This window comes from Culicoidibacter larvae (genome assembly GCF_005771635.1).
GTDB classification, from domain to species: Bacteria; Bacillota_I; Bacilli_A; order Culicoidibacterales; family Culicoidibacteraceae; genus Culicoidibacter; species Culicoidibacter larvae.
This window is the reverse complement of record NZ_VBWP01000007.1, coordinates 23368-49512: the sequence shown is the minus strand read 5'-3', so window position 1 is coordinate 49512 and position 26145 is coordinate 23368. Positions and strand designations below refer to the sequence as shown.

The 26145-nt window shown below is 36.2% G+C and carries 24 protein-coding genes and 9 tRNA genes; 27 read left to right on the top strand and 6 right to left on the bottom strand.

The genetic code is table 11. From position 1 onward, the window contains the following. Positions 1 to 78: 78 nt before the first annotated feature. Positions 79 to 1290 (bottom strand): LCP family protein, encoded by a 1212-nt coding sequence (locus tag FEZ08_RS08420; RefSeq protein ID WP_138191326.1) that lies wholly within the window; start codon positions 1288 to 1290, stop codon positions 79 to 81. 161 nt (positions 1291 to 1451) lie between these two features. Here FEZ08_RS08420 and FEZ08_RS08415 point away from each other — a divergent pair, with 161 nt between their 5' ends. The 5 genes from FEZ08_RS08415 to FEZ08_RS08395 all read left to right on the top strand — a co-directional run bounded on the left by FEZ08_RS08415 (position 1452) and on the right by FEZ08_RS08395 (position 6281). Further along, positions 1452 to 2288, top strand: a complete 837-nt coding sequence (locus tag FEZ08_RS08415; RefSeq protein ID WP_138191324.1) for a DegV family protein — start codon at positions 1452 to 1454, stop codon at positions 2286 to 2288. 118 nt (positions 2289 to 2406) lie between these two features. After that, the gene (locus FEZ08_RS08410) at positions 2407 to 3066 is read left to right on the top strand and encodes a response regulator transcription factor (RefSeq protein ID WP_138191322.1); all 660 of its coding nucleotides are present in this window, start codon (positions 2407 to 2409) and stop codon (positions 3064 to 3066) included. A gap of 2 nt (positions 3067 to 3068) precedes the next feature. Next, on the top strand, positions 3069 to 4652 hold the full coding sequence (locus FEZ08_RS08405) for a HAMP domain-containing sensor histidine kinase (protein WP_138191320.1): 1584 nt from the start codon (positions 3069 to 3071) through the stop codon (positions 4650 to 4652). After that, on the top strand, positions 4652 to 5530 hold the full coding sequence (locus FEZ08_RS08400) for an ATP-binding cassette domain-containing protein (protein WP_138191318.1): 879 nt from the start codon (positions 4652 to 4654) through the stop codon (positions 5528 to 5530). The genes FEZ08_RS08405 and FEZ08_RS08400 overlap by 1 nt, the downstream gene beginning before the upstream one ends. Next, the gene (locus tag FEZ08_RS08395; protein WP_171014999.1) at positions 5520 to 6281 is read left to right on the top strand and encodes an ABC transporter permease; all 762 of its coding nucleotides are present in this window, start codon (positions 5520 to 5522) and stop codon (positions 6279 to 6281) included. Before FEZ08_RS08400 ends, FEZ08_RS08395 begins: the two co-directional genes overlap by 11 nt. Before the next feature lie 79 nt (positions 6282 to 6360). On the opposite strand, the gene FEZ08_RS08390 is transcribed toward FEZ08_RS08395, so the two are convergent. Further along, a complete protein-coding gene (locus FEZ08_RS08390) occupies positions 6361 to 7227 on the bottom strand; it encodes a GRP family sugar transporter (protein ID WP_138191314.1) in 867 nt (288 codons plus the stop codon). An 89-nt stretch (positions 7228 to 7316) separates the two neighbouring features. Beyond that, positions 7317 to 7390: transfer RNA gene (locus FEZ08_RS08385), tRNA-Gly, on the bottom strand. Between the two features lie 86 nt (positions 7391 to 7476). On the opposite strand from FEZ08_RS08385, the gene FEZ08_RS08380 reads away from it, so the two are divergent. The 14 genes from FEZ08_RS08380 to FEZ08_RS08315 all read left to right on the top strand — a co-directional run bounded on the left by FEZ08_RS08380 (position 7477) and on the right by FEZ08_RS08315 (position 16190). After that, a complete protein-coding gene (locus FEZ08_RS08380) occupies positions 7477 to 8775 on the top strand; it encodes an ATP-dependent helicase ComFA (protein ID WP_138191312.1) in 1299 nt (432 codons plus the stop codon). Beyond that, entirely contained in the window at positions 8768 to 9409 is a 642-nt protein-coding gene (locus FEZ08_RS08375; protein WP_138191310.1) for a phosphoribosyltransferase, read from the top strand. The genes FEZ08_RS08380 and FEZ08_RS08375 overlap by 8 nt, the downstream gene beginning before the upstream one ends. A 45-nt stretch (positions 9410 to 9454) precedes the next feature. Next, the gene (gene hpf, locus FEZ08_RS08370; protein ID WP_138191308.1) at positions 9455 to 9997 is read left to right on the top strand and encodes a ribosome hibernation-promoting factor, HPF/YfiA family; all 543 of its coding nucleotides are present in this window, start codon (positions 9455 to 9457) and stop codon (positions 9995 to 9997) included. A 191-nt stretch (positions 9998 to 10188) separates the two neighbouring features. Further along, positions 10189 to 12747: a preprotein translocase subunit SecA gene (gene secA / locus FEZ08_RS08365; RefSeq protein WP_138191306.1), complete on the top strand. Its 2559-nt coding sequence runs from the start codon at positions 10189 to 10191 to the stop codon at positions 12745 to 12747. A 126-nt stretch (positions 12748 to 12873) separates the two neighbouring features. Continuing rightward, positions 12874 to 13981, top strand: a protein-coding gene (gene prfB / locus FEZ08_RS08360; protein WP_138191304.1) for a peptide chain release factor 2 whose coding sequence is annotated in 2 segments (ribosomal slippage) — positions 12874 to 12945 and positions 12947 to 13981 — 1107 coding nt in all. Because the reading frame shifts where the segments join, the coding sequence is not laid out codon by codon here. Positions 13982 to 14021: 40 nt separating this feature from the next. Continuing rightward, positions 14022 to 14945 (top strand): YitT family protein, encoded by a 924-nt coding sequence (locus FEZ08_RS08355; RefSeq protein ID WP_138191302.1) that lies wholly within the window; start codon positions 14022 to 14024, stop codon positions 14943 to 14945. 180 nt (positions 14946 to 15125) lie between these two features. Next, positions 15126 to 15202 (top strand) — tRNA-Ile (locus FEZ08_RS08350). 21 nt (positions 15203 to 15223) lie between these two features. Beyond that, a tRNA-Thr gene (locus tag FEZ08_RS08345) sits at positions 15224 to 15299 on the top strand. Positions 15300 to 15462: 163 nt separating this feature from the next. Beyond that, positions 15463 to 15538, top strand: a tRNA-Val gene (locus FEZ08_RS08340). Between the two features lie 130 nt (positions 15539 to 15668). Next, positions 15669 to 15744 (top strand) — tRNA-Ala (locus FEZ08_RS08335). A 21-nt stretch (positions 15745 to 15765) separates the two neighbouring features. After that, positions 15766 to 15842: transfer RNA gene (locus FEZ08_RS08330), tRNA-Asn, on the top strand. Positions 15843 to 15886: 44 nt separating this feature from the next. Further along, positions 15887 to 15977 (top strand) — tRNA-Ser (locus tag FEZ08_RS08325). 17 nt (positions 15978 to 15994) lie between these two features. Then, positions 15995 to 16071, top strand: a tRNA-Glu gene (locus FEZ08_RS08320). 35 nt (positions 16072 to 16106) lie between these two features. Next, a tRNA-Tyr gene (locus tag FEZ08_RS08315) sits at positions 16107 to 16190 on the top strand. 140 nt (positions 16191 to 16330) lie between these two features. Here FEZ08_RS08315 and FEZ08_RS08310 read toward each other — a convergent pair. The 3 genes from FEZ08_RS08310 to FEZ08_RS12710 form a co-directional block, all read right to left on the bottom strand. Next, complete coding sequence (locus tag FEZ08_RS08310; protein ID WP_138191300.1) at positions 16331 to 17422, bottom strand: site-specific integrase; 1092 nt, start codon at positions 17420 to 17422, stop codon at positions 16331 to 16333. Between the two features lie 146 nt (positions 17423 to 17568). Then, positions 17569 to 18333: a rolling circle replication-associated protein gene (locus tag FEZ08_RS08305; protein WP_171014998.1), complete on the bottom strand. Its 765-nt coding sequence runs from the start codon at positions 18331 to 18333 to the stop codon at positions 17569 to 17571. A gap of 207 nt (positions 18334 to 18540) precedes the next feature. Continuing rightward, positions 18541 to 18768 carry a DUF3173 domain-containing protein gene (locus FEZ08_RS12710; RefSeq protein WP_138191296.1) on the bottom strand — a complete coding sequence of 76 codons (228 nt, stop codon included), beginning with the start codon at positions 18766 to 18768 and terminating at the stop codon, positions 18541 to 18543. Between the two features lie 264 nt (positions 18769 to 19032). On the opposite strand from FEZ08_RS12710, the gene FEZ08_RS08295 reads away from it, so the two are divergent. From FEZ08_RS08295 to FEZ08_RS08260, 8 genes are all read left to right on the top strand, one after another. After that, a complete protein-coding gene (locus tag FEZ08_RS08295) occupies positions 19033 to 19896 on the top strand; it encodes a glycosyltransferase family 2 protein (protein WP_138191295.1) in 864 nt (287 codons plus the stop codon). Positions 19897 to 19914: 18 nt separating this feature from the next. Further along, a complete protein-coding gene (locus FEZ08_RS08290) occupies positions 19915 to 20631 on the top strand; it encodes a WbqC family protein (protein ID WP_138191293.1) in 717 nt (238 codons plus the stop codon). A 14-nt stretch (positions 20632 to 20645) separates the two neighbouring features. Next, positions 20646 to 21152, top strand: coding sequence for a GNAT family protein (locus FEZ08_RS08285; protein ID WP_138191291.1), 507 nt, complete (start codon positions 20646 to 20648; stop codon positions 21150 to 21152). 10 nt (positions 21153 to 21162) lie between these two features. Further along, complete coding sequence (locus FEZ08_RS08280; protein WP_138191289.1) at positions 21163 to 21792, top strand: PIG-L deacetylase family protein; 630 nt, start codon at positions 21163 to 21165, stop codon at positions 21790 to 21792. A gap of 26 nt (positions 21793 to 21818) precedes the next feature. Continuing rightward, a complete protein-coding gene (locus FEZ08_RS08275) occupies positions 21819 to 22994 on the top strand; it encodes an MraY family glycosyltransferase (RefSeq protein WP_138191287.1) in 1176 nt (391 codons plus the stop codon). A gap of 30 nt (positions 22995 to 23024) precedes the next feature. Next, the gene (locus FEZ08_RS08270) at positions 23025 to 24368 is read left to right on the top strand and encodes a PTS sugar transporter subunit IIC (protein ID WP_138191285.1); all 1344 of its coding nucleotides are present in this window, start codon (positions 23025 to 23027) and stop codon (positions 24366 to 24368) included. Between the two features lie 74 nt (positions 24369 to 24442). Next, positions 24443 to 24844, top strand: coding sequence for a hypothetical protein (locus FEZ08_RS08265; RefSeq protein WP_138191283.1), 402 nt, complete (start codon positions 24443 to 24445; stop codon positions 24842 to 24844). 432 nt (positions 24845 to 25276) lie between these two features. Continuing rightward, a complete protein-coding gene (locus FEZ08_RS08260; protein WP_138191281.1) occupies positions 25277 to 26086 on the top strand; it encodes a MurR/RpiR family transcriptional regulator in 810 nt (269 codons plus the stop codon). Positions 26087 to 26145 lie beyond the last annotated feature (59 nt).

The window sequence follows — 26145 nt, the reverse complement described above, 5'->3', positions numbered from 1 at the left end:
AACATGGCCGGATGGGGTTTTGTTTTGTTACACAAAAAATACCCGCCAGGACCTTTGCGGCCTGGCGAGTATCACCTTTTATTCATAATCATCAGAACTACTAGTATCATTAAAATCTTCGTAGATAAGTGGTTGCGGATAATCAGTATTTACATTGTATTTAAAATTCGGATCAATCACTAGTGGTGATTTGCCAAGAATAATGTTCAGCTCATCAATGATTGCCTGCACATTGGCGAGGTTGGGTTCGCCATATGACGCATAGCCCATATCACCGTAGAACATATAATCGCTGGTTTGAACTTGTAATGTGCGCATTGCGAAGTTATCAGCATCATTTCCCGAGTCACTCAACACTTGCTGAGCAAGACTGAAGAAGTTAGCGATTTGATTAGGACCAATGTTGGTTGACATGTAGTCCTTTGCTGTGTTCAATACTGAGTTGAGGTTAGCAATTCCATTAAAACTGACCATCTTTTTAGCAATCGCTTTAATTAGTTCTGCTTGCCGTGCGCTTCGTCCTTGGTCATTATCGTAATGACGGGTCCGTGCCACTGCTAAGGCATGCTCGCCATCAAGCGTCTGCATCCCAAATTGGTTGAAACAAATCGTGTAGATTTCGCCTTTACTGTTTTGTTCACACCACTGCTGACCATCAATCATTTCATCCGGTGGCGGTGGATAGTCGTCCATTCCTGGCCATTGGGCAAATCCTTCGCGCAAGTCCGGGACATCCATTTCAACGCCGCCTAAGGCATCAACAATCGACATAAAGCCGGCGAAGTCAATTTTGAAATAATAATCTATCGGAATTTCGAAGAACTGACTTAAGGTGTCTACAATACACTGAGTACCGCCGGCGCCGCTGTGAGTCACTTTATCGCGGTAATTGTCTTCACAAGTTATTTGCATATAAGTATCCCGCGGAATACTGATTAAATCAGCCTGCTTAGTTTGGGGATTAATTGCCGCCAGAATCAATGAGTCAGCTAATCCATTCTCTAAAGTACTGCCTTCTTCAGTGGTGTTTACACCAATGAATAAAACAGTAAACGGTTCATTACTGACGTCAATATTGGGACTGGTCTGATTAGGATCGACAATACCTTGCCAAGTTGACCAGGCGTTGTATGCCGTATAAGCAATAAAACCACCGGCAGAAAAAATACCAACAACAAGTATTAATGATAATATAGTAAAGAATACTCGGCCTTTGCGGACCCGCGTTTTTTTAGGTCGTCTTGGCTGATCATTGTAATGATCTTCTTCGAAGTTTCTTTGATTTCGCATACGCTATCCTCCTAGTTTAAAAATAGGTTCTTGTCTATTATAAAATGAATTACTGGTCAATGCAATTTATTATGGCTTATATTTTTGTAACATTGTAAATTTGATTGCAGTTTTTAGGGATATAGATTATACTTAGAGTATCAAAATAAGGAGTTGAAAAAATGAAAAAATTCGCATATATTATGGACTCAACACTGGCAGTATCACCAGATCAATTTGCTGATTTAAATGTTACCGTCCAGCCATTATACGTTATTGTAAATAATCAACCTTCAAAGGATTTATATGAAATATCAGCTACAGAATTTTACTCAGCGTTGGAAGAAGGGCTTCTGGCTTCGACTTCTCAACCATCAGCAGGAGAGTTCTTAGAAACATATGAGCGATTAAAGGCTGATGGTTATACCGATATTTTTGTTTTTACTATCGCGGGAAAATTGAGTGGAACAAATCAATCAGCGCAATCAGCACAAAGTATGATTGACGGTATTAATATTCATGTGATTGATACCAATACAACAACGGCTATTGGTTCGCTTGTTGTAAAAGATGTTATTGCTTTTGCGGAAAGTAATCAAGACCCGCAAGCGGTTATTGATTACGCTCATGATGCATTTGATCGGGTAGAAATACTTGTCTATGTAGATAACTTAGATGCTTTAAAGCGTGGCGGACGTATTAGCGCAGCCCAGGCAGCAATCGGCGGCTTATTGCAAATTAAGCCATTGCTGTCTGTAAATAATGGTGTTATTGAAGTCGCGACGAAGGAGCGTACTTTTAAGAAAGCAATTCGCAAGGTTGTTGAATTATCGGAGAAACGACCAATTGAAAAAGTGGTTTTACTGCATTCAAGTAAGGATGATTTATTGCAGGCGATTGAAGCCAGCTTTAAAGAAGTCTATCCGGATATCACTTATGAAGTTGCCGATTTAAGTCCGGTTGTTGGCGTACATATTGGTCCACATGCATGCGGACTGGGAATTTTATATAAAAAGTAAGCTGAATAAGCAATCAAATTTAATTTGATTGCTTATTTTTTTCATAACATTTCTGCAAAAAATTCATAAAAAATTCATAACTATATGGCATAATAAATGTAAGTTGGAGGGAATTTATATGACAAGAGTTTTATTTTTAGAGGACGAGCCTACTATTGCTGATGTGACGCTCGAATATATGAAGATGCAAGATTATATAGTAGACCATGTTGCTGATGGGACTAGTGCTATTGAGGCATTGAAAAAGAGTCGTTATGATGTCGCAGTTTTGGATATTATGGTTCCAGAAAAAAGTGGGCTAGAAGTGTTGCAATATATTAAAGAGCAGTTCCCGGAAACATTAACTATTATGTTAACCGCGCTGGCAGATGAACAAACGCAAATTAAGGCGTTTAATTTATATGCGGATGATTATGTTATCAAGCCATTCTCACCGATTGTTTTATTAAAGCGAATTGAGGCGATTTTACGACGGGGTAAACAGAGTGCAGTCATTGATGAGCATGGTTTAGTTATTGATGAACTTGGCTATCAAGCTTATTATGATGGTGAAAATTTGCAGCTGACATTAACAGAGTTTTTGTTATTACAGACACTTAACAGTCAGCCCAAACGAGTTTTTTCAAGAGAAATGTTATTAGAACGAATTTTTCCTGATGACTATTTTGCCAATGATCGGGTTATTGACGCGCACATTAAGAATCTGCGTAAAAAACTGCCATATAATTTTGTTAAAACAATAACCGGAATTGGTTATCAATTTCAAAGTGAGGTATAGTTATGAAATTATCACAACGAGTATTTCTATATAGTGGCTTGATGGCGATGATTATTTCAACTTTCATTATTGCTTACTTTATATTGATGCTTCCATCTTTATATGTTGACTATCGCCATACTCAAGATTTGCAAACAGTTTATGACTTGCAGGAACAATATAAAACCAATGATTCTTGTATTGTATCCGGTGTTGAGGTCGGGAACACAAACTATTTTACTGCCCGTATCCCTAAAGCCGGTTATACAGTAGCGGTTTGCTCGGCATTCGGTTCATTTAATGTAACCCTTACCGATGAGGATTTAAAAGCTACTTTTGACGCAATCCGCAGCTATCCATATAAAGATCTTGATTTAGATAATATTGATTTTGAAACGCTGAAAAGTGATTTAAAATTGGATAACCTGCAAAATAAATTTAACTTTAGCGGTGCCGAATTTGGTGTTGAATTTTCGGAATTTAAACAAGGATTCGCTATTGAAGATTTTAGTGAAGGCACGACAATTATTCATAGTTCAAGTGCATCGAGTTTTGTTATGGAATCCGGGGTGAAATCGGACACTGTGGGCTATACCAATTATGTCGGTATGACCAGTAGTGATGATGCTATGTTCTTAACAATGTCATCAACAGTAACACCGCAGCTGACTGAACTGATGCCAATTATTATTCAGAGCTTGCCAATGATTACCCTTTTAGTAATTTTACTGGTGATTATCAGTGCCTTTATTTTTAGTCGGTTATTGGCTAAGCCGATTGAGCGAATGGCGAAGTACGCGAAAACGATGCAAAATGATGTTAGTAATGCCCCGCTTATTCCTGAAGGAAAAGATGATGAATTTGGCACGTTGGCACGAACCTTGAATCAATTATATACCCATCTTGGTAAATCAATTCAAGAACTGCAGGTGCAAAATGAATTATTGCTTGAACAAAAAGAACGGCAACAATTATTTGTTATGGCTTCTTCACACCAATTGAAGACCCCGGTAGCGGCAGCCTTATTACTTGTTGACGGTATGATCGATGGTGTAGGTAAATACAAAGATAAAGAACAATATCTTGGTGAAGTGAAGCGGGAACTCTTGTCAATGCGTAAGATTATTGATGAAATTTTGTCGCTCACCCAAGTAGAACAAAATCAAGTTGAAGCGGTTGATATTAAAGTTGCTGAATTTACAACAACAATTATTCAACAACACGAAACCCAAATCAAAGATAAGCAACTTGTAGTTCAACAAGATGAGATGAACTTGCAAGTAGTATCAGACCCAACGCTATTGTTTCAGATTATTGATAATGTCCTGACTAATGCGGTGAAATATACTGAAAGCAAAGGAATAATTAAAATATATCAAAGCGGTCGAAAATTATGTATCTTTAACTCTGGTGAGACAATACCGGAAAGTTTGTTGAAAAATATTTTCGAACCATTTATCAGATCGCAAGTGACAACCGTAAAAGGGCATGGTTTAGGGCTCTATATAGCAGCGTATTACAGCAATATTTTAAACATAGAATTAACAATACAAAACCATGATGCGGGAGTATTAGCCTGTATTAACTTCAGAGAGGATAATGAATAATGATTACTATTCAAAACTTAACCGTTACATTTAAAGATCAAAAAGCATTAGATATCCAACGACCAATCACTTTTAACTCTGGTGATAGAATTGGTATAATTGGCGCCAATGGTGCCGGGAAAAGCACAATGATTAATGCTTGTCTTGGTTTAGTACCATATTCAGGAAGTATTGATTCAAGTGTACGGCCGGAACAAATGGCAGTCCATCTACAAGCAAATACTTATAGTGAACTTATGCCGATATCTAAAGTTATAGAAACAATTTTAAATACTAAAATTAAGAACAATGAGAAACTTCAGGAATTAATTGCTTTCTTCGATTTTGAGGCATCACTTAAAAAGAAGTATAAAAATTTATCTGGTGGACAAAAACAACGGCTCACATTGATTTTGGTACTTATGCAAGATGCCCCGATTACTTTCTTTGATGAGGTAACTTCAGGCCTTGATTTTGAAACCCGGCAACAATTAATGCAAAAAGTTCGAGCATGGTATCAAGGTAAGAATGCGACTATTTGCCTGGTCTCGCATTACTATGATGAATTAGAACAATTAGTTAATAAAATCTTGATTTTGGATAAAGGTAAGGTTGTTGATTTCGATTATACAACAGAGCTTTTTGCGAAGTATTGTGGGTATTCGGTTATTGTTTTAGACCGTACACCAAAGCATGAGGCAGAAATTAATAAGCGTGATGAAATTTATGGACCGGATCATCTGATTGTACTTGGCTGTCAAGATAAAGACCATGAACAAGAAATCGCCAAGCATCTCATTGATAAAAACATTAACTTTAAACGCTCTAACAGCGATATTGAAATCATGTCGTACAATGCAATCTTGAATAACAATGGAGGTAAACGTTATGAAAACTAAACTTTTCCAAAAAAACTTAATCATTTACGAACTTTATAATACATTTGGTAATTTCTTTGCCGTTTTCTTCGGCGGGATATTTCCAATCGTCATGACAATTATCTTTATTGCTGCCTTTAGTTCGCAAGCGGGAGCCTTTAAAGATGCATTAGCAACGCAGATATTTATCAGCAATGCTTCGATGATTCCTTTAGCATTAGTGTTCGTAGGATTTTCGTCAACATTCTCGCAAGAACTGGAACAAGGTGTCACGCAAAGAATGAATTTATTTGGCTACAGTAATGTTTCAATGTTATCAGCTAAATTAATTGCTAACCTAATTGTAGTTACAATCGGATACATCCTTTATACATTAGTAGTTTGCCTGGCCTTTCCAGTACTTGCGCCAACAGTATTCAGTGCGGTGCTATTAATTGCTTCACTTTATATAATGACGATTTTATTTTTTGTGCTGGCATACGGGATTGCTATGCTTACCAAAAGATTTGGTCCATGCTATGCAATCACGATGACTATCTACTTTAGCTCAATGATTCTTTCGGGAATGATGGGACTTACTCAAGAAATGATGCCGGCACCAATGAAGTTTCTGGCCAACTTATTACCAACAGCTCATATTGCACAAGATTTCCCTAAAATATGGCAGAGCACAAGCTACAATTTCATGCCATTTTTGCAATCAATGATTTTCCTGGCCGCAGTATCAGGCATTGTTTTGGCGGTCGCACTTTATCGAAATCGCCGCCTATAATGCTTGCATTTATCTTTTCGTAGAAATTGCTCAAAAATAACAAAAAGCTCAGAAGTTTGCTTCTGAGCTTTTTTAGTTTTTATTTAGTAAGTCCGATAACTACTCCGCCAATGGCAACTAACAGCACACCGGCAATTACGAAAAGTAATTCCTTTTTAGTTTTTTCTTCTTTAAAGAGGAACACTGCGCCTAAGGTTGAGATAATAACTCCAAGTTGCGAAAGTGAAAATCCGGTTGCAACCCCTACCAGACTATTAGCATAAATCATTGCTATATTCCCGCTTGCCCATGAAATACCAGGCAAGGTAAGCAGCAGCGTTCTTTTGGTGAAAATAGCCTCGGTATTTTCCTCAGTGTTTCTCATGGTCATCAAGAAAGCACTGACCACCATACCGATTGCTTGCGGCAGAATTGCACTTATACCATCGATAGCAAAGGCTTGCAAGGTTACCACATATAAAATATAACCTAGTGATGACAATGCTAACATCATTAAGCCACGTCGCATCAAGCCGCTGGTTTCACTTTGGCTGGCTTCAGTAAAAGCAGTTAAAAAGACACCGCCAATGATTAGTAAGATGGCTATTGCTCCGGTTATCAAGCGAAAAGGAGTATTCCATTCACCAAATGCTACCACACCTACTAAAGCTGTACCGATAAGCTGCATACCGGTTGAAAGTGGCATCGCTCGGGAAACACCAATCAATTTGAAAGCCTTTAATTGGTAAATCTGGCCGACCGTCCACATGAATCCGGTAAGGAAGCTGATTAATATAATTTGCAAAGTATATACAGGACTAGTAAAGAAAAAAGTAATACCTGCAAAAATAAGTGCGCCACTGGTTATACCAATAATTTGTTGGCGGATTGAACCACCGATTTTGGTGATAAGCAGCGGGATAATTCCCCAAAGCAATGCCGGTAGCAGAGCGATCATAATAGCCATAATAAAACCCCTTATATAAAATAAATAGGTGCTGACAATGTCAACACCCGAAAATTGTTCAACCGAACAACTGTTTTTAATCATTAAAATGGAGCGGGTGATGAGAATCGAACTCACGCTAAAAGCTTGGAAGGCTCTTGTTCTACCATTAAACTACACCCGCAGTACAGTAAATATATTACTAATTTTTCGGTTTTTTGTCAAGAGTTTTGTGAATTGCGCGAAATAAGCTACAGGAGGACTTTTTTTATGGGAGAAATAAGCTATGGGCGCCTAAGTGAGACTGCAGATTATGGAGCGCAAGCAATTGATATCCGAGTGGAAAATAAGTCAGGACACTATATTTGCAGACGCTGCGGGAATCAGAACCAAGCTTTGTTTGGCGCGCACTATTGTCTGCGGTGCGAAAAGCAATGCCTGTATTGCCGGCAGTGCATTGCTTTCGGTAAAATTCGGGAATGCAGCCAGCTCTACGTTAAAACGCCGCCACATATAAAACAGCAAGTGCACCTCGGCATCAATCTCAAACTTTCCGCTGCTCAGCAGAAAATATCTGATGCCCTTCTGACCAGCCTACACGGCGCTCAGAAACATTTTATATGGAGTGTCGCTGGCAGCGGTAAAACAGAAATGACCTTCCAGCTGGTAATAGCCGCATTGCAGCAAGGAAAAAATATCTGCTGGGCAATACCGCGGCGCGATATCGTTATTGAAATATATGAACGCTTTAAAGCTGCCTTCATAGGTGTGGATATCATTGCGCTTTACGGCGGTAGCCCAATGAATAAGCAGTTCGCACCGCTAGTCGTATCAACAACCCATCAATTGCTGCACTTCCATCAGGCTTTTGATCTCATCATCGTTGATGAACACGATGCCTTTCCGTACAAAGGCACTGACTTTCTTGAATATGCTGTCCAGCAATCACTGGCTCCTGAGGGGAGCATCGTCTTGCTTTCGGCAACACCCTCATCGAAAGTGCGCCGCCAACTACGCAATGTCGGTTACCAGTTTCATATTCTGCCTGCAAGATACCATGGCTTTGCCTTACCGGAACCTAGAATAAAACTCTATACTTTACCGGCGAATAAAGTGCCGGCAATTGTACGGCGCTGGCTGCAAAAACAGCTTGCCAGCAAACGACCGATTCTTTTGTTTGCACCGTCAATTAAAAGCGCCGAGTGGCTGCAACGTGTATTGCAGCCACAATTTTCAGCAGTCGAATCAGTTCACTCACAAGATGAAGACCGGAATCAAAAAATTGCTGATTTTCGTGATGGAGCAATTGCTATTCTGGTGACGACTACAATCTTGGAGCGCGGAATTACCATTGCTAATGTTGCTGTTGGCGTTTTCAACAGTCAGGAAGCAATTTTTGATGAGGCGGCACTGGTGCAGATAGCGGGACGGGTTGGTAGAAAGATTGAGTTTCCAACCGGTGAGATTGTATTTTTTGCCAGTGCCTGTTCCTATCAAATGTTGAGAGCCTGTTGGCATATTAAAGAAATGAATCGCAAGGCCAGAAAGCTTGAGATGTTGCATGAATGAATTTTGTCATATTTGTCTATGCCCGATAACTGTTGATTTTCAACTTGCAGATTTACTGATGCTGCCGGTGGATTATCATTTGTGTAAAACTTGTCAGAAAATTTTTGAACTACCAAATCAAGAAGAAATGCAAGCGGGAAAATATTCTTTAAAGCAATCTGTTTTAGTTGAACACAAAGGATTATTCACTTATAATAAATATACTCGTAATTACTTATCGCAGTTAAACACATATGGTGATTGCGCGGCGGCGTTGCCCGCCGCACAATCACTCAAGCATTTTTTGCAACCTATGGTAAGCAATGCGGGGCAAGGAAATATTTGTTTGGTGCCTATTCCTAAGCGCGCAGATATTGTGCATGCTTGTGGATTTGAACTGATGGAGTGTCTGCTTGGAATGGCTGGATTTATGCCGTCGTTATTTTTGCAGGCAGGTGAAAATGGTGCTGAACAAGGAAATTTTGAAACCGATAATTTGCCGGCCGGCAGACAGTTTTTGTTCTGTGGTCAAATGCATGCACAAGTGATTTTAGTTGATGATATTTATCAAAGCGGAGCGACGATGTTACAGGCGCGAAAGCTCTGTGAAAAAAATCAGTGCAAAGTACTGCAAACGGTTTCAATCTTTAGGTAAACTATGCTATAATAAAATTAAGATACAGAAAGGAAGGCGATGAATATGAGATATAGTATTCGTGGTCAAAACGTAGAAATTACACCAGCTATTAAGGATTATGTGGAGGATAAGTTTTCAAAACTTGATAAACACTTCCACAACCCAGATGAAGTTGAGGCAAAAGTCTTAATCAAAGTCTACCATCATCTCCAACGTATCGAAGCAACTATTCATGCTTATAAGTACATTTTGCGTGTTGATGAAAAACAAGAAAACTTATATGCAGCAATTGATCTTGCTGTAGATAAGCTTGAAAGACAAATCCGTAAAAATAAAAGTCGTTTCAATAAACGCGCGCATGAGTTGCATGATTATCCGGAATTCTTTACTTATTTTGAAGACGAAGCAATTGCTGAGTCTGAAAATAAAGATGATATTGTTCGGGTTAAACAAATGGAAATTCAGCCAATGGATGCTGAAGAAGCAATGATGCAAATGGATTTATTAGGTCATGACTTCTTCGTGTATCGCGATATGGAAGTCGGCAAAATTTGTGTTTTATACCGTCGTAAAGATGGCAAATATGCAATTATTGAGCCACTTTAAAATGAATAAAAAGATAATAAAGGTGCCCTTCCGGGGCACCTTTATTTTTGATGTTGGTGAATATTTTCGCAGTTGTGGATTTATCCCGTAACTATAAGTTAAAAATGCTTTAACAATTATACAAAATATGGTAGAATATAATAGGTTAAAACTCATTTTTAGCAAAAAGAGTAAAAAGGGAGCAATTAATTATGATTAAGAAACTGACTGGACTGTTTGATGAAGGTCGCAGTGAATTGAAAAAGATAGATAAAATCGCTAAAGAGGTCGATGCATTAGACGCAAAAATGCAGGCTTTGAGTGATGAGGAATTAAAAACAAAAACTGAAGAATTTAAAGGGCGCTTGGATGCCGGGGAATCGTTGGACGATATTCTTCCGGAAGCATTCGCGACAGTTCGTGAGGCGGCATTCCGGGTAACTGGCATGAAACCTTTCTATGTGCAAATTCTTGGAGCCTTGGCTTTACATCGCGGTGATATTGCCGAGATGAAAACTGGGGAAGGGAAAACTTTGACATCGACAATGCCGGCGTATTTGAATGCGTTAAGCGGCAAAGGTGTTCATATTGTTACTGTCAATGAGTATCTTGCTGGTCGTGATGCTCGTGAGATGGGGGAAATCTTCGGTTGGTTAGGTTTGACTGTTGGTTTAAACCTAAACGAATTGAATGCTGAACAAAAACAAGCGGCATATAACTGCGATATTACCTATACGACTAATAATGAGTTAGGGTTCGATTATTTGCGTGATAACATGGTTCTGTATGGTAAAGATAAAGTGCAAAAACCATTAAATTATGCAATTATTGATGAGGTCGATTCAATTTTAGTTGATGAGGCTCGTACACCGTTAATTATTTCTGGTGGTAAAAAGCAAACGGCGCCATTGTATATGTCTGCTGATGCTTTTGCTAAAGGTTTAAAAGAAGAGCAAGACTATCTTGTTGATATTGAGTCTAAAACAGTTCAGTTAACTCCTGAGGGTGTTGCCAAAGCTGAAGAGGTCTTCAAGATTGATAACTTATTTGATTTAGCTAATACAGAATTAGTTCACCGTATTCAACAAGCATTACGTGCAAACTATATTATGGGGCGCGACATTGAGTATGTTGTTCAAAAAGGTGAAATTCTGATTGTTGACCAATTTACCGGACGGATTATGCCAGGTCGTGCTTATAGCGACGGTTTGCATCAAGCAATTGAAGCAAAAGAAAGCGTTGAGATTCGTGAAGAAACAGTTACGCTGGCAACAATTACATTCCAAAACTTCTTCCGTTTATATGAAAAACTTTCTGGGATGACCGGGACTGCGAAAACTGAAGAAGAAGAGTTCTTGAATACATACAACATGCGGGTTATTGAAATCCCAACTAATAAACCAGTTATTCGTGATGACTCGGTAGATTATATTTATGGAACATTAGATGCTAAGTTTAATGCCCTTGCTGATGATGTTGCACAACGTCATGAAGCCGGGCAACCAGTATTGATTGGTACGGTTGCGGTTGAGACTTCTGAACATATTTCTCAACTTTTGAAAAATCGTAATATTCCGCATGAGATTTTAAATGCGAAAAACCATGGCCGTGAAGCAGAAATTATTGCTAAAGCCGGTGAAAAAGGTTCAGTAACCTTGGCAACCAACATGGCTGGTCGTGGTACTGATATTAAATTAGGTGAAGGTGTTGCTGCTTTAGGCGGTTTAGCTGTACTTGGATCTGAGCGTCATGAGTCACGTCGTATTGATAATCAGTTGCGTGGACGTTCTGGACGTCAAGGTGACCCAGGATATTCTCGATTCTATATTTCATTGGAAGATGAATTAATGCGTCGTTTCGGTGGAGATCGCGTACAACGTTTATTGAATGGTGCTTTAGGTGATGAAGCCTTAGAAAGTAAAACGATTTCAAAACAAGTTGAATCTTCACAAAAACGGGTTGAGGGTGTCAACTATGACATTCGTAAACAACTGATGGATTATGATGATGTATTGCGTCGTCAACGGGAAATCATGTATGCACAACGGGATATGATTCTGTATGCAGAAGAAATTAATGAGTTAATTCATAAAATGATTACCGCAACAGCTAAAAATTTATGTTTAAAATATGATTTAATTGGTAAAGTGGATGATAAATTCGATTTTGAACCATTAGTTACTGATTTAAATAAAACATTCTTTGGTCGTGAATATGTAACTATTGAAGCAGCTAAAGAGAACTGTACCGATGGTGAAAAAGCGGCAGCTTGGATTGAAGAACAATTCAATAAGTTCTACGTTGAAAAACAAGAACAAACTGATACAGTAGCATTTAATGAGTTCCAAAAAGTTATTGCCTTACGGGTTATTGATGAGTACTGGATGGCACATATTGATGCAATGAGTCACTTGCGTGATGGTATTCACTTGCGTTCATATGCCCAACAAAATCCGGTTCATGCATACCAAGAAGAAGGATTCCGTATGTTTGAACAATTGAATGCGAATATTGCATTACAGACGACATTGTATGTTATGCGCGCACAAATTGTTGATCACTTGAAACGTGAGGAAGCGGTTAAAGGACAATCAGCACAACGTGGTGGAGCAAAAAGCGAATTGAGAGCTGAAAAAGATGCACCAAGCGTTACTGAAGAATCTATGGTAGAGACTGATGAAACTAATTTTGAAAAACCAATTAGCCGTAACCAGCCTTGTCCATGTGGCAGCGGAAAAAAATATAAACACTGCCATGGTAAAAACGAGTAAATAGAAAATATAAAACAAAAGATAGTTTGCGGAAGGTAAACTTATCTATAATGAATGGATCTGAGCGAGTGCATATTCCCTTGGGTCCATTCTTTCTGATTAAATAATGAAATTAGGAGTGAGATTATGGAATTATTTGAAATTCGTCGTGAACTTGAGACTATTTCAGAAAAACTTGAGCAATTTAGGGGGTCACTTTGACATAGCAGGCAAGCTTGCCGAATTAAAAGAGCTTGACACTGAGATGAGTGCACCGGATTTCTGGAATGATGCTGATAGTGCCCGAAATGTTTCCAGTAAACATGCAGCTATCCAAAAACAAGTACAACAATTTGAAGCTATGACGGATGAAGTCAGCAGCATGCAGGAAACACTGGAGTTAATAAAGCAAGAACCGGATGATGAAATGCAAGAGTTATTGGCTGATGAGTTGACCGAGTTTATGGAAAAGTTTACTGCTTTTGAGTTAGATACTTTATTGAGCGGGCCATATGACAGTTTAAATGCTATTCTTGAGATTCATCCCGGTGCTGGTGGAACTGAGTCGCAAGACTGGGCGCAGATGTTAATGCGAATGTATACACGCTGGGCTGAAAGTCATAATTATAAGGTTGAGATTCTTGATTATTTAGCCGGTGATGAAGCTGGTTTGAAAAGCGCGACCTTGCGAATTGCCGGATTTAATGCCTATGGGTACCTACGCAGTGAGCGAGGTGTGCATCGTTTGGTTAGGATTTCGCCGTTTGATTCTTCCGGACGACGACATACTTCTTTTGCTTCAATTGCGGTTATGCCGGAAATTGATGATACGATTTCACTGGATATTGATGAAAACGATTTAAAAATTGATACTTATCGGTCTTCAGGTGCCGGTGGTCAATCAGTGAATACGACCGATTCGGCAGTGAGAATCACTCATATTCCAACCGGAATTGTTGTCACTTGTCAAAATGAGCGCTCACAGATTAAAAATCGCGAGATGGCAATGAAGTTGTTGCGTTCAAAGATTTATGAGAAAAGAGTTGAGGAGCAAGAAGCAGAGCTTGTTTCAATTGCGGGGGAGAAAAAGAATATTGCTTGGGGCAGTCAAATTCGTTCATATGTTTTTCATCCATATTCAATGGTAAAGGATCACCGTACTAATGCCGAGACCGGAAATGTAAATGCGGTTATGGACGGAGATATTGATCAATTTATTGATCAGTATCTAAAATTCATCAATGACATCGATTAAAAAATACAAAATAGATTTGCACTAAGCAAGGAGGCTTTTTATGATATTTGAAACACATAAAAATAAATGGGTAGACATGGCTTGGAATTTAGCTATATTAGTTTTCGGAACTTTTTTGATTGCTTTGGCAATTCAATTGTTTTATGTACCACATAATATTGTTGCCGGTGGTGTATCTGGGCTGGCAATCGTATTTAATATTTTATTTCAATGGAATATTGCCACCTTTACTTTGATTGTGAATGCGGTATTGCTGGTTATCGGTTCATTTATGCTGGGTAAAGAATTTTTAGCTAAAACCTTATTGGGAAGCGTTTTGTTGCCATTTTTTATGGGAATTATTCCGGCATATAATGTTGTTCCGGATGACACATTAACGGCAGTTATTTTTGGTGCTTTAATTACCGGCGTAGGTATCATTTTGGTTTTCTTTGCTAATGGTTCTACCGGTGGAACAACCGTACCACCGATGATTTTCAATAAGTATTTCGGAATGAAGTTTGCTACCGGTGTTATGCTGTGTGATGCGGCGGTTATGACATCGGCAATATTCTTAGTAGCAATTGGTAAACTAGAGTTTGAGATGTTGCTGTATGCTACGGTCTCGATTGTGATTATCAAAGTCGTCACTGACTACTTTGAAACTGGTCTTACCCGTTCAAGCGCAGTTTATATTATCAGTAATAAAGCAGATGATATTCGCGATATGATTTTTGAAAAAATTGGTCGTGGAGCAACTTATATTGAAGCCAAAGGGGCATATGCCAAAGATCCGCGACCGATGTTGCTTTGTGTTATCAATCGGCGTCAGGTTAAAGCAATGAAAGAGTTGGTTGATCAAATTGATCCAAACTCATTTGTGATTATCAGTTCAGTAAGCGAAGTGCATGGTGAGGGGTTCTTGAACCGACATAAAAAAGAAGAACGCGAGCTTGATGATGATCAACGTTTAGAGATGCTTTAGGGAAGAATATGAAAGGCTTAAAAAGGAGTTTTTAAGCCTTTTTCTTATTAAAAATTTAGTAAAAATTAATGCTTTTGAGCTTTTTTTGTGATTTTGCAAAAAAAATAGCTTTTTCACTTGTATTATATTGACTAAAAATGACACAGATGCTATTATATAAAGGTCGCTGTATGTGATTATGGGCCTATAGCTCAGCTGGTTAGAGCGCACCCCTGATAAGGGTGAGGTCGATGGTTCGAGTCCATTTAGGCCCACCATAATTTTATATGCGATTTCGCGCCGGCTTAGCTCAACTGGTAGAGCAACTGACTTGTAATCAGTAGGTTGAGGGTTCAAGTCCTTTAGCCGGCACCATTCAATTTTATACCCAGAGTTTTCTGAATATCGCAATTTGGAAAACGTAGGAATATTTTTCATTATCAAGGAAAAGCAAGCGATGAGGGAGGAGCGTATTTGGATACGTAACGACTGAGGAGACGCAGATTTGACACAGAGAATGGGAAATATAACAAGTTTTGGAGGATTAGCTCAGCTGGGAGAGCATCTGCCTTACAAGCAGAGGGTCGGCGGTTCGAGCCCGTCATCCTCCACCATTTTATTAAACGCAGAGGATTTTTTCATTATCAAGGAAAAGCAAGCGATGAGGGAGGGCTTACTTCGGTAAGTGACGACTGAGGAGACGCAGGTTTGACGAAGAGAATGGAAAAATAATCAAGTTTAAATGGGGCATTAGCTCAGCTGGGAGAGCGCCTGCTTTGCACGCAGGAGGTCAGCGGTTCGATCCCGCTATGCTCCACCATTTAAATTTTACAAGTATTTTGCCTTATTAGCTCAGTTGGTTAGAGCACTTGACTGTTAATCAAGGGGTCCTAGGTTCGAGTCCTAGATAAGGCGCCATTTTAAATAAATATATTAGACATAATGGTGATAAAAGCTATTCTGGAGCAGTACTCAAGAGGCTGAAGAGGCGCCCCTGCTAAGGGTGTAGGTCGGGAAACTGGCGCGAGGGTTCAAATCCCTCCTGCTCCGCCATTTTATTTAACAATTTTGGCCCGTTGGTGAAGCGGTTTAACACACATGCCTTTCACGCATGCATACACGGGTTCGAATCCCGTACGGGTCACCATTTATTTTAATAGTAGATAACGTAGAGTATCTTTTGGGCGGGTAGCGAAGTGGCTAAACGCGGCGGACTGTAAATCCGCTCCTTAGGGTTCGGCGGTTCGAATCCGTCCCCGCCCACCATGTGATGATAGTGCAGTAACCATAAGGCTAAACGCTGATTGAGTAACTGCTTTTTTCTTTTGAGTAAAATAGTTTGATGCTCAAATCTATCACATTTTATCACACTTGAAATAACTTTGTTGTGATAAAAAGAATGTTATTTATAATAGTTCATTCAAAGATTGAGCTAATTCATGTTGCTGATTAGGGAATAAATGACCGTAAACATCATACGTTGTTTTGATACTAGAATGTCCTAAACGTTCTTTTAGGACTAACTCGCTTTGTCGCAAGTGAATTAATAATGATGCATGAGAATGTCTAAAATCATGAAAACGGATTGGCTCTAGCTTTGTTTCTTTAATATACTTATCAAGTAATACTTGATAATGACGCATCGGAGGAAAATCAAAAGGATTCGCAAATACTAATTGGTGTAAGTTATTTGGATATTCAGCTTGAACTTGTTTCAACATAGTCAGTACTTTATCTGGTAAGGTTATTGTCCGTCTGCTACTTTGATTTTTGGTATCACTGAAATAAAACTGTTTTAACTTTTTATCCCATTGTAATGTTCTGTGAATCCGCCATTGCTTTAAATGAAAATCAATATCGTCAAATGAACAGGCGAGTAACTCTGAACGTCTGGCACCAGTCGCATAAGCCATTGTAAAATACAAAATATCTTGAATGTTTTCCTTTTTGGATAGCGCCGTAATAAATATATCAAATTGTTGTGGTGTCCAAATTTTCATAATTCGTTTGTCAACACTTAAAGGTACTATATGCTCACAAGGATTGTATTCCAGTTTATGATGAGTAATAGCGTGTTCATACATTTGTTTCAACAACAAGATGATTTTATTCACGGTATTCGCAGATAAGCTTTTGTTCATTAACACTTGTTGAAAGGCTTCAACATCATCAAAGGTCAACTTATCAGGAATTGCTTTTTCGAAGTATGAAGCAATGTGTCTATTGATTTTACTTTCATTGTCATTATAAGTTGAAGTTCGAACTTTCTTTTTATGTGTGTGTAGAAAATCGTGGATTAACTGTTGAAAGTCAAAAGTTGCTTTCACAAGTTCAGGTTTATTATAAGCCTTGGCTTTTAGTTCTATATAACAATTCTGCGCCTCACGCTTAGTTTTGAAGCCAGAGCGCATCGTTTGCTTGCGCTTTCCATTCAATGGATTAACACCTAAGGAAATGGAAAAGTAATATGAGCCGTTGTCATGTCTTTTTATATTCAATTGTACTCCTTTCCCTGTACTAAAACAGTATCATTATAATATAAAACAATTGTAAATGAAATAATAAGTATTTTTAAAATGGATAAAAGTATGGTATATTTATAAGTAAGCTAAGGGAATTCTTCAACTTTTCTTAGCTTAGACATTTATATTTTTTCATGTTTTTGAGAGTTAACTATTTGGTGAGTTGGCTCTCTTTTTAATTTAATCAAACGAATCACACCTGCATGTTCAGTATCAAATGTATCTTCATATAAAATAATTCCGTTCTGTTTTTCAACTTCAAGATCAATATTGTACTCAATAATTGGTTTTTTCAGTCCTCTGCTACTCATATATCGTTTCTGCGCCTTTTTTCTGCCTGTTTCAAAGTCCTTATTAATATATTTCGCAATGTAATGAGCAAGATTATAGTAACGCTCTACAGCGTTTATTTTGATATATCCGTGTTTCCAAATATCAGCTAAATGGTCTTTGCTGATAAAGGGTAAACCAAAAAGTAATATATGATAGTGAATAGCCCCTCTATTTTGTAATTCGGGAACTGCTAAATATTCAAAAGTTCCAAAATGATAGCGAAGTCTCTGGATAAATTTCATAAAGAGGTAATTGGCTATTTCTCTGTCTTGGATATTTTCTGCAAATGTAACAGTTAAGAATTTATCTGATGTATGATATTGACCTATGTTGCAGAGGATTAATCGTTCTAATTGATTTTTAGCTCGCCTTGCAGATAAGCGTTCACTTAAAATACGTTCTTCAAATATTTTCTGTTCACTTTTTAATTTTCCTGATGAACTGCCGTTTTTGCTACTTCCGCCTAATAGATACGGAACATAATATTGAAATAATTCTACATAATCACCACTGACTGTTTTTCTTGTTTTTACAACTACTGCTTTTTTCTGCATATTCATTTTTCTTGTAATGTGTATCTTATAATCAAGTATAGGAGCAAGGACACAGGCTCCGCCTGTGTTTCCTTGCAGGCACTCCGAAAGCTGTGCTACTTCCGCAAGCGGAAAGCACGCTACGGGTGCCGAACAATAGACACATACAAGCAATCTCCTTTCCCAATATTATTATCGGTACAATTACCGACACTGTTATACAGATAATTAGCCAGTTGTAATACTAGAAGATGTACTGGTATTAGTAGATGATGAACAAAGTTGTTCCAACCCAATGCCGAGGATAGCACAAATCGCCGATGAAGGAACTCTCCCTAATCGGCGATTATTATAATATTCAAATCCAAGGTTGACCATGTATGCTTTAGCTTGGCGAATAATCGCTGAACTAGAAGCAGGGGAATAGCCAAGGTTGATTAAATCATCTTTAGTCATTGTTACTAGGTTCAAATGATTCAAATTACATCACCGCACTCCTTTCTCCAAAGGTATATCAGTTATTCCTTTGGATACTTAGTATAACATGATAAAAGTAGGATAAGTTGTCAGGTTTGAGACTAGTATTAGTCACTAATTATAATGAAAAAGTTTTATAGTGAAAAAAACATTTGTTTACGCATATTTTCTGTTACTCATTGACATGAGAACGGTTTCTTGATAATGTGAAAAATGTATATTTAAAATAGGAGAGATAAAGTAATGTCTAGTTATAAAGTGTCATTTATTATACCTACTTATAATAGGGAAGAGCTATTGAAAAAAACGCTATTGAGTTTGATGAAACAGATAGATTTACAGTTAGGTGAATATGAAATCATTGTTGTTGATGATGGTTCAACAGATAATACAGCAGATTTAGTAAAAAATTGGGAGTTTTTGAATATAAAATATATTTACCAAAAGAAGAGAAGAGTGAGAATTGGTCGGGCTAGAAATCTTGGGGCTAAAGTGGCAGAAGGGGAAGTATTGATATTTTTAGATAGTGGTATAATTGCGGATGCAAAGCTTGGTATCCAGATGTATCAGCATATTCTTAATTATGACGACCTTTGTTTAGCATATGTGTTGGGTTTTGATAAAAATAATGAAAATGAAAAGGTAATAAAAGAAGTTGTTGATTTAAATAATTTAGAAGAGAGTATAAAAAAATTAAAAGATTTATCAATTAATGATATGAGGGAAGTTGTATACAGTGACATAGGGGATGACTTAACAAAGTGGCCGGCACCGTGGGCATTATTTTGGACAGCTTGTTTCAGTGTATCGTATAAAAATTTTCACACTATCGGTGGATTTGACGAATGGTATACAGAATATGGTGGCGAAGACACAGATTTTGCTTTGTCAGCTTATACTAAAGGATATTCCATCAGAGTTAATAAAAAGGCTCTTACAATTCATTATCCGCATGAAAAATTCATAAATACATATACACCAACTCAACTAGAATTTATGGCTGAATTAGGAAGAAATAGAAGGATTACGAAATACCCAATAAGTGAAGTTGAACTTTATCATAAAGTTGGTCCTTGGCAACTAAATAAATTATTGCTTGAAAAATAAAGAAGGGAAAAATATAGTATGAGAGAAGATATTTTAGCAATTCACCAACCAAATTTATTTCCAAACATAAAAGTTTTAAATAAGATAGCTATTTCAAACCACTTGAATATTTTAGATGACGTACAATTTGTAAGAAATGATGTTCAAAATAGAGTAAAGATTAGGCATCTGACAAATCCGCATCAGGTTTATTGGTTAACTGCTAGTATTAAAAATACAAGAAAAATACAGAATATCAATGAGTTGCAATTCTCTGATTATCAGACATTTATTTCAAAGCTAAAAGGAAGCTTAACATATCTTTATTCAGAATCTGACTATTATGATGAACTACTAAAGTTTATAAATATTTTAATTAGCAAGAAAGAGTACAGTAATATTTCTGATTTTTCAGTTGCTTCAACGCTGGAATTATTTAAGTATTTAGGTATTAATATAGATATAAGTTATTCATCTGATCTAGGAATTAAAGAAAAAAGTACTTTAAGGCTCATTAATATATGTAAGAAGCTTGGGTATAAAAATTACTTATCTGGGTTAGGTGGGAAAAATTATATGGATATTGGTGAGTTTGCAAACAATGAGGTGACGCTGTATTGGCATCCTTGGACATGCCCTAATTGTGCCGAAGATTTAGATTGGAATAAGATATCATATATTGATTTTATTGCAAGATTCGGCTTTGAAAGCTTAAAAAAATATTTACAAACGAGCGTTATAAATACAAATGTTTAAAGGGGAGAAGTTAAATGGAAGAACTAAGAGTGGAAAGTACTGCCGATTTTCAAAGGTTACAAATAATTGATGTGGAACAATTATATATATTGGATAAGAATCTGAAGTTTGAGTATGAAAAAAAGCAAATATTAAAAAGTGAATGGGAAGAATCAATAAAATCAAATTTGGATAATGGTGCGAAAATTGTAATAATAAAAAAGAATAGTCAGATAATCATGTATTTTATTTTTATGGAAGATACAGAATATAATAATGTATATATAAAAAACCTAAATATTGATGAAAATTATCAATCAAATTTATTCTTAATGAAAAAGTTATCATTACTTTTAGTGGAAATTTTTATCAATTCAAGACTACCATACTTAAGGTTTTCCGTACACAAAGGTAATGAATATAGCATAAATATGTATAGAAAATTTAAATTTAAAGAATTATTGAATATTGAAAATAATAATTTTGTGACGTTTGAAGTCACTAGAGAAGATTTAATAAAAAATAAATTAGTAAGGGTTTAAGGAGAGAATAATGGAAAGAATTTTAGCAATAGGTGCTCATCCAGATGATATTGAGATTGGATGTGGTGGAACGTTAACTAAACTTATTACAAAAGGTTATTATGTCATGATGCTTATAGTTTCTAATGGTCAGAATTGGGAGGGGAAGAACCCGAATGTGCGAATTGAGGAACAAAAGAAAGCTTGTGATAAACTTAATATTAAAGATGTAATTTTTTTAGGACAAAAAGATGGCGAGATAAAGGCTTCCCCTAGACTAAATGATGCAATTGAAAAGATTATTATTGAAAATAATATTGATACAGTATTTTCTCATTACTTTGAAGATTCACATCAAGACCATGTTGAACTAAGTAAAAGTGTCCAAGTAGCTTCAAGAAGATGTATAAATTACTTTATGTATGAATCACTGACTAGTATAAATTTTCATCCCAATTGCTATTCAGATATTTCTAAATATAGTGAAAATAAGAAAGCTGTACTTACATGTTTTGAATCACAGCTTGAAAAATACAATAAAAGAAAACATAATTTAATTGAATATTCTAGCGCGAAAGACAAACTCAATGGAATTAAATCGGGAGTTGAGTTCGCAGAGGGGTTCTATGCTAGGAAATGTTTGTTAGATAGTATAAGATAAATTGATTTTATGAAAGTGAGTTGAACATGAATAATTATATAATATATATTTTAGCATTTGCAACAAGTGTAATAATTAGCTATATTGCAGTGCCGGCAGTAAAAAAAATTGCGAATAAAATTAAAGCTATTGATGATCCTAATGAAAATGAACGAAAGATTCATAAAAAAATTATGCCAAGGCTTGGAGGTCTAGCAATATACTTAGGATTTATTTTAGCCTACATAGTTTTTAGTAATATTTTAATCTCAAGTAACTATCAAGTAGATGCACATATACAATTATTAGTACAGTTGGAATCATTATTAGTAGCTGGATTCTTGATATTGATAATGGGTATCGTTGATGATATATACCCTATTAATGCAAAAAATAAATTTATTATTCAAATAATAGCTGCATTAATTATTGTGTTACGTGGTGGATTTGTTATAAATGAAATTAATATTATTTTATCTATATCTTTGCCACCGATAATTGCCGAAATAATTACGGTTTTATGGATAATTGGTATTACTAATGCAATTAATTTTAGCGATGGATTAGATGGTTTAGCAGGAGGGATATCATTAATTACATTGGTTACAATTGCAACTATTGGTTTGGTAGAGAATTCATATTATTCAGTAATTGTAGTGTTTATATCTTTAATACTTGCAGGGGGGATTGTTGGGTTTCTTCCCTTTAACTTTCCACCTGCAAAAATTTTTATGGGAGATACTGGGTCACAGTTTATTGGGTTTATGATAGGCGCTATCTCAATATTAGGATATAAACAGGCAGCCTTTACTTCCTTTTTGATTCCAATTGTAATTTTAGCTGTTCCAATTTTTGATATTTGTTTTGCTTTTTTTAGAAGAATCATAAATAAAATACCAGCACATGCACCAGATGCAAACCATCTGCATCATAGACTGCTTCGTTCAACAAAGTCTACTACAAAAAGTTTAGTTGTTATTTTTGGAATAAGTATAGCTTTTTCTTTCTCATCAATTGCATATAGTGTTTCGAAAACTGTAGGAATATTATTAGTTATTTTAACTGTGGTTATCGCAGAAGTGCTAATTGAATATTTTCTTATAATTGGTCCAAATTATGCTCCAGTTTTATATCTTATAAGTAAATTATTTCCTAACTCACATTGGATTAAGAAAAGAAAAAAAAGAGTGCTCACATATTATAGAGAGCAAAATAAATCTTAAAAATTTTTGGTGAATATTGGAGGTAAGGATATGCAGAATAATTTTTTCATAAAGATTAAGCAACAAATTGCTAAAGGTGGCGATGTTGTAAGTAGTAATATCTATATCTTGTCAATTAGAGATGGATTTCTATATGCGACACCATTAATAATAATTAGTTCGTTTTTTTTGTTGTTTATTAATTTCCCATTGCCGAATTGGAATGAATTAATGAGTAATATTCTAGGTGATAATTGGAAAGTGATTTTTAGTGCTCCTGTAAACGCAATAACAAATATTATTGCTTTACTTGCAGTGTTAAGTATTTCCTTTAAGCTAGCAGATAGAAAGAAGAGTGATTCTTTTCAAATAGCAATTACTGCACTTGTAGCATTTCTGATAGTAACCCCGTTTTTTACAGAAATTTTTGATGATCAGGGAAGTATAGTTGATAAAATTAATAGTCTCCCTTTAAAGTGGATTGGTGCTAACGGATTATTTTTAGCAATCATAATTGCTATAGTAACGACTAATTTGTATGTGTTTTTAAAAGAAAAGAATATTACTATTAAGCTTTCTAGTAATATTCCGAAAGAAGTAGCAAATTCGTTTACTGCGCTTGTTCCTTGTGGAATAATCATAATTGTATTTACGATATGTGGATTTTTAATGACCTTGACACCTTTTGGAACTTTGCATCAATTGATTTATAGTTTATTACAGCAACCATTGCTAATAGTTGGTAGTTCTTTGCCTATGGTTTTAGTATCTGTTCTTATTGTTCATGTTTTTTGGTTCCTTGGAATAAATGGAACAAGTATTGTGAGTAGTGTTTATGGTCCAATATTGAGTGTGCTATCAATTGAGAACCTTGAAGTATTTCAGTCAGGGGGAATTCCAAGTAATATTGTTACAGGACAATTTCAGGGAACGCTAGTAGTGATTGGTGGAGCTGGTGCTACTTTGTCTCTTTGTTTAGTAATTATATTTTTTTGTAAAAGTAAAGAGTTGCGGGAGCTAATCAAATTGGCTATTGTTCCTAGTATTTTTGGAATTAATGAACCAATACTATTTGGTCTACCAATCGTTTTGAATCCAAAGTTATTGGTTCCGTTTATTTTAGTTCCGTTAGTTAACACTATTATTTCCTACTTTGCAATATATTTTAACTTTGTTCCATGTACAAATGGAATTCAAATTCCATGGACAACGCCACCAATAATATCTGGTTTTTTGTTACACGGATGGAGTGGCAGTGTTTTACAAGTAATATTAATTTTAATAGGAATGCTCATCTACTTTCCTTTCATTAAAAAAATTGATAATCAATATTTAATTGTAGATAATGAGCAAGCCCAACTTTCTTCTCAAGACATACATGCTAACATATGCTAGAATGATAGTGGGAAGATTGTGTTTGAATAGTTTTATATATGATGATATTTTTATAAAGGGAGAGAGGTAATGAAATGAAAGAATATAAGTCATTATTAATTGCCGGTGTATCAATTTTGTTTTTACTATTAGGATATATTGCACTATGTATATTTTCCCCTCTTAGCTTTATTTCGTCATCTAGTGCTGGGTTTGGGTTTGCATTCTTAATGACATTTTTTATTCCAATATACACAATTATTGCAACTTTTATTTATGGATGTATCAATAGTAAAAAAATTATGATAATTCCAATACTCGCACCGTTTGCCTTTGGAATCTTACTTCTAATAACCTACCCATATTTGCTATCAATTTGGTTTTATGTATTGCTATATCCATTAATAGCTTTTGGTAGTGGTTATTTAGGGGTTTTGGTGAATAAGCGATTGAAAAGATATATAGTTGATAAGAATAGAACAGACGGGTACAAGTGAAAATAGTATTGATTTATTTTTTATAGAAATTTTGACGTTACAAAAGCAACCGTAATTATATGGTTGCTTTTATTGTTTTAATACAGGTTGATAATTATCACAAATTTATCACATCTTAGTGATATTAAATGGTATTATAAGGTATAAAAGTAAGTTGAAACTTACTCAAGTGGCTATAAAGTAGCTGTAATGTTATATAAACTAGCACTGTAAATCCGCTCCTTAGGGTTCGGCGGTTCGAATCCGTCCCCGCCCACCATCTAAAATTAATCGCAACAAATATGAGGTTTCTGACTTTATACTTGTTGCTTTTTTATTTTCAGGGAGACTGCATACTGCTGCTTGGCAGCAGTGTGCAGCTTTCTTCCTCTATAAAAGCAATGGAAACAATGTTATACTTGTGATATCAGGACAGAGGCGGGAGCGATTAGAATGAATCAATACAGGGAAGATCCTACTCACGTATATAATAAATTGTCTGAGTTTTTATTTCGTTGTACTAAAATGGGAACTGATTACATGATTGCTAAGGTGCTTATGGAAAAGCGGAATGAGTTTCCTGAGATATTAATTGAGAATGTGGCTAAGGAAGCAATGACGACACCGGCAAGTGTTACTAAGTTTTGCAAAAAGATTGGCTATAAGAGCTTCTATGAGTTGCGCAATGATATTGAGGTGTATTCTGGGTGGGATACTTTTGCCAAGATGCGGCAATTATCGGAAGAGCAGCAACAGAGTGATATTTTTTCTCTTTTGATGGAACAGGACCAGCAACTGACTAAGCAGATTTATTCACGTTTGGACCAACAGCAGATGCAGCAAATCAGTGGTGCTATCGGTAGTGATTGTAATGGGGTTGTTATTACGCCATCGTATGCACTTGGACCAAGTAATTTATTTCAAGAGATTGCTAAAGAAAGGTATGTTAATGTATTCAAGTTATCACGCCATGCAGAGCAAGATGTTGTTTATAACTTATGCCGGGATTCACGGTTTATTTTCTTTCTCTCACTGACTGGCAAGTGGATCAATGATAATATTGATATGCTGCGCCATATTCGAGAACAAGAAATTTACATGGTAGCTGTCTGTGGTAAAGAGGATGATATTCAGGAAGCTGAACTTTTTGATGAGGTTGTTTCCTTAGGAACTCCAGAGAGCATTTTTCAATCAAATTATATATCGTATAAGTATTTAACCCTTTTGTTTATGACAATAATCTTTAGTGCCCCGGCTTTATAGCTGAGGCATTTTTTAGAAACCGTTTTCCAAATTTGGAAAATACACTTCCTTGAGTTATT